General features: G+C 35.3%; 9 protein-coding genes and 1 pseudogene. 8 read left to right on the forward strand and 2 right to left on the reverse strand.

What is annotated here, in order from left to right; genetic code table 11:
- Nucleotides 1–91: 91 nt before the first annotated feature.
- The 7 genes from KM149_RS00455 to KM149_RS00485 all read left to right on the forward strand — a co-directional run bounded on the left by KM149_RS00455 (nt 92) and on the right by KM149_RS00485 (nt 8,458).
- Nucleotides 92–691, forward strand: coding sequence for a hypothetical protein (locus tag KM149_RS00455; protein ID WP_060829154.1), 600 nt, complete (start codon nt 92–94; stop codon nt 689–691).
- Between the two features lie 75 nt (nt 692–766).
- The gene (locus KM149_RS00460) at nt 767–1,249 is read left to right on the forward strand and encodes a hypothetical protein (RefSeq protein WP_214970670.1); all 483 of its coding nucleotides are present in this window, start codon (nt 767–769) and stop codon (nt 1,247–1,249) included.
- Between the two features lie 191 nt (nt 1,250–1,440).
- Nucleotides 1,441–2,421 (forward strand): LacI family DNA-binding transcriptional regulator, encoded by a 981-nt coding sequence (locus KM149_RS00465; RefSeq protein ID WP_182317990.1) that lies wholly within the window; start codon nt 1,441–1,443, stop codon nt 2,419–2,421.
- Between the two features lie 70 nt (nt 2,422–2,491).
- Complete coding sequence (locus KM149_RS00470; protein ID WP_182362005.1) at nt 2,492–3,970, forward strand: glycoside hydrolase family 32 protein; 1,479 nt, start codon at nt 2,492–2,494, stop codon at nt 3,968–3,970.
- Complete coding sequence (locus KM149_RS00475; RefSeq protein ID WP_241415430.1) at nt 3,970–4,932, forward strand: carbohydrate kinase family protein; 963 nt, start codon at nt 3,970–3,972, stop codon at nt 4,930–4,932. Before KM149_RS00470 ends, KM149_RS00475 begins: the two co-directional genes overlap by 1 nt.
- A gap of 25 nt (nt 4,933–4,957) precedes the next feature.
- The gene (locus KM149_RS00480; protein ID WP_214970664.1) at nt 4,958–6,385 is read left to right on the forward strand and encodes a sucrose-specific PTS transporter subunit IIBC; all 1,428 of its coding nucleotides are present in this window, start codon (nt 4,958–4,960) and stop codon (nt 6,383–6,385) included.
- Between the two features lie 681 nt (nt 6,386–7,066).
- The gene (locus tag KM149_RS00485) at nt 7,067–8,458 is read left to right on the forward strand and encodes a cryptochrome/photolyase family protein (protein ID WP_214970662.1); all 1,392 of its coding nucleotides are present in this window, start codon (nt 7,067–7,069) and stop codon (nt 8,456–8,458) included.
- Nucleotides 8,459–8,562: 104 nt separating this feature from the next.
- Here the strand turns inward: KM149_RS00485 and KM149_RS00490 are convergent, their stop codons facing one another.
- Both KM149_RS00490 and KM149_RS00495 read right to left on the reverse strand, forming a co-directional pair.
- Nucleotides 8,563–9,147 (reverse strand): NUDIX hydrolase, encoded by a 585-nt coding sequence (locus KM149_RS00490; protein WP_214970652.1) that lies wholly within the window; start codon nt 9,145–9,147, stop codon nt 8,563–8,565.
- A 627-nt stretch (nt 9,148–9,774) separates the two neighbouring features.
- Nucleotides 9,775–11,730 carry an acyltransferase family protein gene (locus tag KM149_RS00495; RefSeq protein ID WP_214970649.1) on the reverse strand — a complete coding sequence of 652 codons (1,956 nt, stop codon included), beginning with the start codon at nt 11,728–11,730 and terminating at the stop codon, nt 9,775–9,777.
- Between the two features lie 134 nt (nt 11,731–11,864).
- Here KM149_RS00495 and KM149_RS00500 point away from each other — a divergent pair.
- Nucleotides 11,865–12,041, forward strand: a pseudogene (locus KM149_RS00500) (elongation factor G-binding protein); the annotation flags it as partial.
- Nucleotides 12,042–12,239 lie beyond the last annotated feature (198 nt).

Consider the following 12,239-nt stretch of genomic DNA (forward strand, 5'->3'; position numbering starts at 1 on the left):
AAGTCTTTAATGAGGATTAGAAAGTACAACATAACTGACTTTTAGAATCGTACTGTAGAAGAATAAATAGACAAGCATAAGGGAGACAAACATGAAATTTGATATAGTTTTAAATAATATGATAGTTGGTTTTTTGGTGATTCTCTTCGCCTACTTTTTAGTGTTTATTTTTGATATTCAAAAAAATTTAACACCAGAAGAGTATTTTTCTTTATCAGAATTTTTTGTAGTAGGTATAGAATCAAAGAACATATTAATTAGGATTTTGTTAATCATAAGTTACAATTTAATTGTTTTTCTAGTTATAAATAATTTTTACAAAACAGAAATAGTGTGTACTGTTTGTATGCTAAGTACGTTATTAGGTTCAATTTTAATAGTTTATCCAGCTTATAGAAATAAAGATACATTGCCCAATTATAGTATGAGAAAGTATTTAAATATTATATATGCTGGTTTTGTTTTTGTGTCATTTGTTATATCTATAACTACTATGATTGTTTTAGTTATACTATTTGATGACATAAATTTGGAAAAAGTATGGAAAGAGCAAAAAACCGCAATAATATTATACTTCTTGTCACTCCCATTAAGCCTTTTTATAAATCCTGTAAAATTTGAAAAGAAAATGAAAATAACTATCAATGATTACAATGAAAGTCATAGTAATAATAGACAAGAAGATGACTAATTATTCATATAAAGCGAATTAGTTAGTTCCATTAAATTAAGGCAATAAATATTTCAAGGGATAGGATTTCTAAAGATGATTGAATTTTATTCAAATAAAATCGTAGGTATATTTGAAAAAAATAAAGACGTGATGAAATACTTAAAAATAAATTATGAGGAAAATTTTGCTTGCTTAAGTTATATTTATTGTGTAGAAAATATGCATAGAGGTTCGAATACATTGAAATTAGTAGAATATTTATTGGTAAAATATTTTCATAGTTACAGTACAAATAAAGATTTTTCTTTGGGACCATTTCAGCTTAAATATAGCTTTTGCGTGTCAAATAATTTAATTTTAGATTCTTTGGAAGATTTATTAACAGTTAGCATTAGCTCAAACTTAGTAAACAAATTTATTGAAAAGCATAAAGGGTGTTTGACTAATGAAGAAATTTTAATTTTATTTCACGCAGGCGATAAAAATGATACTAGTTTTTCCAGCTTTATGTATAAAGAACTGTATAAAAAGTATTGTAAATTTTTGAGTATGAATCAAACAGGACTATTTGATTAAATTTGCTGTTTTAACTTAAATTTTATATTGCTATCATTCTAGATTAAAATAAACGCGATTGTACTTACTTTAAATATTATTGCTTAGATACAAATAGACCATACTACATCAGTAAAACTAGTGTAGTAAACCTTTATAATCTTATTGTGACTATCACCACTTATGCTATGATAGACATTGAGGTGAACGTGATGAATATTAGTGATATCGCAAGACTTGCGCAGGTGTCGAAGAGTACGGTGTCTCGATATTTAAATGGTGGTTCAATTAGTGAAAAGACGCGTCAGAAGATTGAGCGTGTTGTGAAGGAGACGGGGTATAGTCCGAATCAATTTGCACAAAGTTTAAAGGCAAAGCGTACACAGATGATGGGCGTGATTGTACCTCGTTTGAGTTCTTATGCTTCGAACCAAACATTGTACGGGATTGAGACGTATTTGAGAACTAAAAAATATCAAACCATGATCGTCAATACCGATTTGGATCAACAACTTGAGATTAATGCGATATACACACTTGCGAAAAACAAGGTGGATGGCATTATTTTATTTGCTACGACACTTACAGATGCACATGTGAAGGCGATTCATACGGTTAATGTGCCAGTAATATTAGTGGGGCAGTCTTATGAGGGGATTCCTTCGATTGTCCAAAATGATTATGAAGCAGGCCGGTTGATAGGGCGTTACTTTGGGACGGGTCATTTTAAACGTATTGCCTACTTTGGTGTGGATGCATCGGATAAAGCGGTTGGGATTCATAGACGTCGGGGTGTCTTAGATGGGCTAGCAGAGTCGGATCAACAGGCAGATATTCATACAACGTCGTTTAAATTGAGCGATGCACAGACGTTGGCAAAATCAGTGATTCATGAATATGAAGCGGTGATTTGTGCGACAGACAATATCGCATTAGGTGTGTTAAAAGCTGCACTAGATCTAAAACTGGATGTGCCTAAGTCATTGTCAATTTCTGGATTCGGTGGTTATGAAACAACATCGATTGTTACACCTATGATTACAACGATTGTTTTTCCTTACGAAGAGACAGGTCGTATTGCAGCATTGTCTATGATGAAATTGTTAGAAGGTGAAGAAGTACCATTAGTTCAGCGCATGGATTTCTATATTGATGAAAAAGAAAGCGTTGACATTTCTCGTTATAAAAAGTAAAATTCGCAGTGTAAAGCATTTTACTTTTTTTTGAGATATTTTGGTACCGGTTCCAAAAAGGAGGGAAGAGATGGAGTGGACGAGAGCATTAAAGTATAGAACATTGGAAGATGTGCCAACTGAAGAGATGGAACGACTGACAGAGAAGGTCAAACATGCGAAGTGGCGCCAATCTTTTCATATTCAACCTATTTCAGGTTTATTAAATGATCCCAATGGGCTTGTCTATCATGAAGGGCTATACCACATTTTTTACCAGTGGCATCCTTTTGGTGCGGTTCATGGAATGAAGTACTGGTATCATGTGACATCCCCTGATTTAGTGAATTTTACACAAATTGGTCCTGCTGTGAAACCTGATACCGTGTATGATTCACATGGCGCATACAGCGGATCAGCCGTAATTGTGGATAATGAAGTGAGGTTGGTTTATACAGGCAATCATAGAACGCAATCATGGACAAGAGTTCCATATCAAGTGGTCTCCACGTTAAAGGGACAAGAAGCCGTTGATAAGCAAGCTATGATAGAAGGACCACCAACAGGGTATACAGAACACTTTAGAGACCCAAAAGTTTGGTATGACGATAAGCGTAAAAGTTATTACATCGTTATCGGTGCACAACGTGAAAATATGACAGGTGCGATTGTCGTTTATGCGTCTCAGGACTTCAACAATTGGCATCAAAAAGGTGAGTTAAAGACAAAATATCCATCGTTCGGTTATATGTGGGAGTGTCCAGATTATTTCAATATAGACGGGCATGACATCGTTCTATTTTGTCCACAAGGTGTAGCACAACACGGCGATCGCTTTCGAAATATTTATCAATCCGGTTATGTAATGGGAACTTTAAATTTTGACACACTTGAATTGACGCATGATGACTTTAATGAATTAGACCATGGATTTGATTTTTATGCACCTCAAACGATGATAGGTGCGGATGATGAAAGAATTTTAATCGGTTGGATGGGATTACCCGATACGACATACCCGACAGATCAAGATGACTGGGCGCATTGCTTAACAATCCCAAGAGTCTTGTCTGTGCAAAATCATCGTCTCATTCAGCAGCCGATTAAAGCGCTTCAACAATTAAGACAGTCGAAATTACAAGCTACTTTTGATATATCAGATCAATCTTTAATGTTACAACAATTTACTGGAACACACTATGAGTTAAATATTGATGTTTTAGAAAATGCATCAAAAGGGTTCTATATGGATATTAGGCAATCAGAAGAAGAATATACGCGGTTATCGTATGAATCCGATATGCAACGTTTTACGCTTGATCGAACATTGAGTGGACAATTACCAGGTCAGGTTGACGGTACAACCCGTTCAGTTACATTGTCGGATGCACTTTATCGTTTACAAATTTATGTCGATACATCGAGTGTAGAAATTTTTCTTAATGATGGCCAGGCGGTAATGACGTCTAGAATTTTCCCGAAAGTCTCATCAGATGGGATACGTATCCATTCTGAAGGTGGCCATGTGACGCTTGATATTACAAAATATGATTTGAAAGAAGGGCAATAATGGCAAAATTATATGCAATTGGAGAAGCACTTATTGATTTTATTCCACAAACACGAGACGTTGAACTGAAAGATGTGAAAGGATTTGAGCCTCAAGTGGGCGGGGCACCTGCAAATGTAGCCAGTTGTGTTGCGCGACTTGGAGGGGAATCGGCGCTGATTACGCAATTAGGTCAAGATGCATTCGGAGACTTAATTGAAGAAACACTACAAAAGCAAGGTGTAGATACAACTTCAATCAGTCGAACAGATGAAGCGAATACAGGGCTCGCATTTGTAAGTTTAACAGCGTCAGGAGAGCGTGATTTTGCATTTTATCGTAAACCATCAGCTGATATGTTGCTTGAGTCGTCATCACTTAAGTTGAATTTTAAATCAGATGATATTCTTCATTTTTGTTCTGTTGATCTTATCCCTTCGCCAATGAAAAAAGCGCATATCGAAGCGATTGAACAAATGGAAAAAGCCAATGGCACGATTATTTTTGACCCGAATTTAAGATTTCCTCTATGGCCTTCTGTCGATGAATTGAAAAAGACAGTCTTAGCCTTTATGCCAAAAGCTCATATCGTTAAAATCGCAGACGAAGAACTGGTTTATTTAATAGGAAGTAAGGATGAAGCATCGATTCAACAATTATTTAAAGGGAATACGCAAGTCATCATTTATACAGAAGGAGCAAAGGGCGCATCCATTTATACGCAACAAGGCAAGATTGCCCAACATGAAGGATATAAATCGAAAGTACAAGATACGACGGGTGCAGGAGATGCATTTATCGGCGCAATCATTTATCAGTTATTGACAGGGCAAGCCCATAATCAGTCATTTGACTATATTCAACAAAACGCACAGTCCATGTTGACATTTAGTAATGCTGTCGCTTCATTATCAACGACAAAGGAAGGCGCTATCGGAAGTCTACCTACGCTCGCAGAAGTTAACGAATTCATGGAATTATAAATAAAAATCTAGGAGGCGTTGTATCATGGCCATGTCAGATAAACAAATTGCAAGACAAGTCATAGAGGCTGTTGGAGGGCAAGAAAATATCAAGTCGATTGCACATTGTGCGACACGACTACGCATCGTACTTCATGACAAAGAAAAAATCAATCAAGACAAAATTGAGCAAACAGATAAAGTGAAAGGGGCTTTCTATAACTCAGGACAATACCAAGTGATCTTTGGTACAGGGACGGTAAATAAAATTTATCATGCGGTTGAAAGCTTGGGGATAGAAGGCCATTCAGCTAGTGAAGTGAAGCAAGAGGGCGGTCAACAAGGCAATATGTTCCAACGGGCGATTAGAACTTTCGGAGATGTATTTGTTCCAATCATCCCTGTGCTTGTGGCGACAGGCTTATTTATGGGATTGCGTGGTGTGCTCGTCAATGAGCAAATCTTATCTTGGATGGGGATGACACCTAAAGATATCTCGCCGAATTTTATTCTGTTTACACAAGTATTAACAGATACAGCTTTTGCATTTTTACCGGCACTGGTCGCATGGAGTGCTTTTAAAGTGTTTGGCGGCAGTCCCGTACTCGGTATCGTATTAGGGCTCATGCTTGTAAACCCAGCGTTACCGAATGCTTATGCAGTTGGTGAAGGTTCCGCGGCACCGCTTAAATTTTTTGGTCTCATTCCTGTTGTAGGGTATCAAGGCTCTGTACTACCGGCATTTTTTGTTGGTCTAATTGGCGCAAAATTTGAGAAGTTTTTACGTAAACGCATACCAGATGCTATCGACTTAATCGTTACGCCTTTCTTAACATTGCTCGTTATGATTACATTAGGTCTTTTTGCTATCGGGCCTGTGTTCCATGGATTAGAAACAGTTATTTTAGCAGGTACGAAATGGGTTCTCGACTTACCGTTTGGAATTGCTGGATTGCTTATAGGTTTCTTCCAACAAATTATTGTTGTAACGGGTGTGCATCATATCTTTAACTTTATGGAAATTCAATTGTTAGAAGAATTCAAATATAATGAATTTAATCCGATTATTTCAGCAGCGATGACTGCACAAGGTGCTGCAACAGTTGCAGTGGGACTTAAAACACGTCAAAAGAAATTGAAAGCTTTAGCTTTACCTTCAGCGTTTTCAGCTTTCTTAGGTATTACAGAACCTGCGATATTCGGTGTGAATTTAAGATATTTTAAACCGTTTGTTTGTGGATTAGTTGGAGGTGCTGCTGGCGGATTCTTGGCATCATTATTCCATCTCAAAGCTTCTGGAATGGCAATTACAGTACTCCCGGGCATGTTGTTGTTCATTAAAGACATCGGACAATTGCCTTTATATATTTTAGTACTTATTGTCTCATTTTCGGTTGGGTTCATACTAACTTGGTTCTTCGGATACAGTGATAAAATGGCAGAAGAAATTAAAGAAGCCAAAACGCTATCATAAATTTAGACTTTCTACAGATGAAGAGATATATTTGCTTAACAATATGAGTTATAAGTAGATCGATACAGTAAGAAACATATTTTAAGATAATTTAATAAAAACAGAAGAGGGAGAAGTATCGATAAGATATCGCTTCCTCTTTTTTGCCTTTAATTATTATATTTGTGGCTATTTTTAGAGCTGATTTCTTAAAAATTATATGGACGTAGGAAAATTAGGGCTTTAACAGGTGAAGGTTTCTATAAATATCCTAATCCGACATATAGAGAATTTTTTAAAAATGCAAATGACTAATAAGACAAAGCGTTATAACAAAACAGTGGGAAACTTGCATAATTGAGTTACGACATAAAGCGTGTCATTAAACGATTAGGGAGTAGAACAACTGAAATCGATGTGATTTCGTTGTTCTACTCTTTTTTGATGGTGAAAATTTTTAATAGCATGATGGTAACGGCAATAAGAAATTGTGCTGAGATGACCGAACAGGATGGGTTGCCTTACAGGGATTGTCTGTCTGAGAATAGAGAGGATTTATGATACGATATACAAGATTAATCTTTGACAAAGATGGTTAATCTGAAAGCGATGCCTGAGTTGGACCTTTTCCCAGGAAATGTTTTTAAAGATGAATCAGCAGGAAAGTATATGTCGTATTCACAACAATAAAGGGGGCTTTGTATGCGTCTAGGTGTGATACTTAACAGAGTTTTTAGAATGCAACACAATCCATTATTTGAATATGTGATTCAGCATCAAAATGAGATAGATCAGCTTTATTTAATTTTAACGATAGAAGATTTATCTGATGCAGCAAATGTGAAGCGTGATGATTATGAAAAAGTGGTTAAAGGTTTTGTACATACTTTAAATCAACATGAGATATACCCCCACATGCTTAACTATGACCAATTAGGTGTGCTCGTCGATGATTTAGCGTTATCTCATGTATTAATGCCACAAGATATCATGAGCTATCATCAATCGATTTATGACTATCCTCATATGAAACGTGCTTTTGAGAATCATCAAGTTAAAGTTATCGGGCAACGTGTTAATCACTATTTTCAACCCTCACAAACGTTGAATCAGCAACAGCAACCGTATAAAGTGTTTACGAGTTTTTATAAAGCGAATCGTAAAAATTTAGTACATAGGCATTATAAAGCGGATGCATACAAGCAGGTCGCCAAAATTGCAGAAAAAGGCACAAATCAGGCGCATTTGCAGATAAATGATAGTGAAGATATGGAAAAAAGCGCACGTCAAGATTGGGCAACATTTTTAAATACAGATATATCTGATTATAAAAGGCGCACAGATGACATTTCACAAGATTATGTAAGTGGTTTAAGTCGATTTTTAGCGTATGGCTTACTCGATATTCGTGAGGTTATGAATGATTTATTAGCGGGTTATGATAGTGATGAGATTAATTACGAAGCGTTTATAAGAGAAGTGATGTTTCGTGAATTTTATTATGTATTAATGACAAAATATCCACAAACGGCGACTCAATCTTTTTCTGAAAAATATCGAGGGATGCAGTGGTCGAACAATCCATCTCACTTTGAATCGTGGAAAAGTGGACAAACGGGCTATCCGATTGTAGACGCTGCAATGAAGAAGCTCAACCGTACAGGCCTGATGCACAATCGTTTGAGAATGGTTGTTTCTCAATTTTTAACGAAACATTTATTTATTGATTGGACTTGGGGTGAAGCATACTTTAGACAATATCTCTTAGACTATGATAATGCTTCGAATGTACACGGTTGGCAATGGTCAGCGTCAACGGGTACAGACGCCGTGCCTTATTTCAGAATGTTTAATCCCATACGTCAAAGTGAACGTTTTGACCCGAATGGTTATTTTATAAAGTCCGAATTAGAGGTTTTCGATGATGTACGTCCTCAATATCTTCACCATCCAACGCGATACAAAGCGCAATTAAAAGAAAATCATCACATTGAAATTGGTAAAGACTATCCCGAAGTAATTGTAGATCATAAAAAAAGTAGGGATTATGTCATGCAGCAATTTAAAAATATAGGACCAAGTAACGGAATATAATGTATGATATTTAGCAACATAAAAAGAGGGACAGCAATCTATACGATCGCTGCCCCTCTTTTTATCTATTCTTATGTTTTGATTTCTAGTTTCCTTTAATCTTATTACAAATTACGTTCAATTAAAGCCGAGACACAAGTGAAATATGCTGAAGAGTATGGGAGAAAGTCAGATTGAGTGAAAAATCGAGATGTTTGATTATCCAGTGAGACGCCATTGATCGTCTCAATTTGACCTTTCGAAAATTTGCTAAATTCATCTTTATTAATTCGGTATAATGATTGTACCTCATCATCTTGAAACGCAATCGCGTCGATTTCATCATCCGTGATTTCTACCGTGTAAATATGGATGAATTCTTTATCGGTGAAGAGCCCTTCAAGACTTTCGGGAAGTGTACATAAAAACCGAAGTCTTTCAAAAGAAATATCTAATCCCATCTCTTCTTTTATTTCTCGAATACCATCTGACATCTTCTCATCACATTTGATATGGCCACCGACAGTGACGTCGATCAGCCCAGGATAGTCATGTAAGGCGACATTCCTTTGTTGAAATAATATAGAATCTTTTGACGTAAAAATGCATTGAAACGTTTCGTGCCATTCCGAATTTTTGTGAACTAAGGTTCTCTCCATTTTTCCTTTGTATTGATAATTGTGATAAAAAGTATTCAAAATTTCTGCCAAAATGAAGCCTCCATATTAAGGATAAACACATCTCTTTGGGTTGAGAGTGATAAGATGAGTACCTGATTTTATTATTGTCCCTTTATTATTATATTTGTTATTTCAAAGGAAATGAAGCGGTGCATTAATTGGAAATAAAGGCGAAGGACACGAATAAAAAATTTAGAATGTAAAACATTATACTGTAACATAGAGCTTTATTATTATCCCATCAATTATGGGGAACGGACATTGGTTTATAACTTATTAAAATAAGGAGACAGGACATTGAAGTCTACCACCTTAATCCATTGTGATATAGTTTGAAATCGCCTGAAAATCGGTAAAAAAATCAGTGACTATGACTTTTAATCATTTATAAAAATGGGATTGATATCGTATTCAATGACTATCAACTACTCAAGCGACATAGGCTTAGTCTCATAATTGTCAATTTAAGCGAGAAGGCAGTGAAATCAGCCGAAGTCGAAAATACCCCAACACTTCAAATGTGTAAGCGTACAATCAAGCGTTGGTGAGTTGAGACGAGGCGTCTAGGCAAGCGTGTCTAAGCATTGCATGAATATGATGATGTACCGTTCCCATGATTTTTTACAGTTAAGGTAAGGCTTCTGTTCTGAAAAAATACTAAGCACTTTGAAGTTCACGCATAAGGTCATCTTTAATAACTGGGCCGAGCGTTCTTGAAAATGTATTCGTCATATGACTGGAGTCAAAGAAAACAAATATATTTCCTCTTACAGGCTTGAAAGTGTGATTAGGCGCAATATAATTGTTATAATCATAGACTTTTGCACCTGTATCTTCCATTGGTTGAAAGTTTTTGTCCGGAAGTTGTTTAGAAACATCAATGGTCACATTTTTATTTTTTTCATAAGCTTCGATTGCATTGATATCTAATCTTGGTGTATCACGTACTGCAAAGACAGGTAAATCAAGTGATTCTAAATAACGAAATGCATCAATGAAGCCTTGTGGGACATCGGTTTCTTCGTCATTTCCGACATCAGCTGTAGTAAATACTAAATCATAGTCATCTTTATGTTTTTTTATGTAGTCTTTCGTGTTTTCCATCCATTTTTGGGACAATGCATCTTGTTCACCCATTGTAAAACGAGCATTCGCTTTGCAAAGGTGCGTGATTTTGATTTTATCTTTTTCAGCAATTTGTTGAAGTGCTCCCAGCCAATGACTCGAATGGGAACCGCCGACAAGCAATATATGATATTGATAACCGTCTTTTTGACCATATGTTAATGGTTTGACCTTTGCACCTTGGTAAATCATGCCTCCATCATCATAAGCATCAGATTTATCATTAGTAATATATTTAATACGAGGCAAGATGTTCTTTTTATTTTGGTAATCTGCTTTGGCTGTTGCACCTGGAAAAGCATGATTTGGTGGAACGTCTTTTACATAAGTAGGATTATTCAATTTGTAGTTAAATCCAAGGGTTCCAATCAAGCATAATACAACAGTAAAAAAAGCACCTAACCTCATAAACACAGGCTTACCGAAACTATGTCGTATAGGCTTTTCAACTAAATTTGTTGTGATAATACTCAGTGCTATACTTAATAAAATGATACCTATACCGATAAGGGTAGAAATATGTGTATCAATGGTATATTTATAAAACGATAATAACACCCAATGCCATAAATAAATTCCGAAAGAAATGCCACCTAGCTTCATGAGGATTGGGCGACTTAATAAAGCTTCAACCCCAAAATGTGATGGATCATTGCCAGATAATAAGATGAGTATTGCACATGTCATTGGCCACAATGCAACATAACCAGGAAACATCGTTGAGACATCAAAAATGATACCGGTGAGTATTAAGCCCACTAAACCTATCCAACCCAGTATATTCGAGAACATGACAGGAATTTTTATTTTGAAAAGGTTAAGGTAGACTAAACCCCCTAATGCAAATTGCCAAACACGTGCGACTGGATTAAAATAAGCAAACTGTTGATTTGTACTCGTTTGAAATATAGAAAATGTGAGTGAACCTAAAAAAAGGATAATAAGTATGATGTTGATTGTTGTGTGAATATGTATCGTTTTAAGCTTCTTCCATAATAAAACGATAAATGAAAATAATATAAACCATATAACATAAAATTGACCTTGAATAGACATTGCCCAAAAATGTTCTAAAGGTGTTTTCGCTTGTTCGGAATTTAAGTAGTCCGTATGTGAAAATCCAAGCTGTAAGTTTTGATAATAAAACAATGATGCGATTAATTCTTTTATCGTTTTACCGTGGATTGAACTTGGAATAATCCAAAAGGTAGCGATAGCAACAACAGTTAAGATAACAAGTACGTTAGGAAGTAATCTCTTCAGTAATCCACCGAAATACTTGGAAAAAGAAAGGTAACCTTGTTTGTTGATTTTAGAAATGATCGATGCAGTGATTAAGTAACCTGAAATAATAAAAAATACATCGACACCGCCTGACACTCTGCCTAACCAGATATGATAAATTGCCACTAATAATGCAGCAATAAAACGTAATCCTTCAATTTCTGTTCGAAATCTCTTCTCAATTTGTAAAAATTGTCCGTCCATTTTTGCACTTCCCTTACCATTTCCTATGTGTAAACATCTTATCAAATATTAGATTTTGTTTTTATTATAATATAAATTCTTAATTAATTTTACTTTAGATTAACATCGGATTAACACAATTAAAACAACAAGTATTTTGTTCGATTTGTAATACCGAGTCCAACGTGTCTCTATTTATGAAAAAGACACATAGTTCTAGTGACGGACGTTACACGGCAAGAGGCAATTATATTTGTCATAATAGCGAAAAATGTAATTTTCAGTTAACGGATTTAAAACATTTCAGTGAGTTTTTAGAAAAACTTGATTAATAAATATTTTTCAAATTAGACAATCAAGCAGTTTTATATGAAGTGGAACAGAATCAATTTTTGTTTGCCACGTATTAATATAAGAGTTTGTTTCCGACAATATAGCGGAACCAAGCCCTTTCCCCATATTATAAAATATATATTTATCTTAATCATGTTATATTTTTTAAAAAGTTTTGAAATTTGTCAATAAATGGT

Source organism: Staphylococcus coagulans, from assembly GCF_022557135.1.
GTDB lineage: Bacteria > Bacillota > Bacilli > Staphylococcales > Staphylococcaceae > Staphylococcus > Staphylococcus coagulans.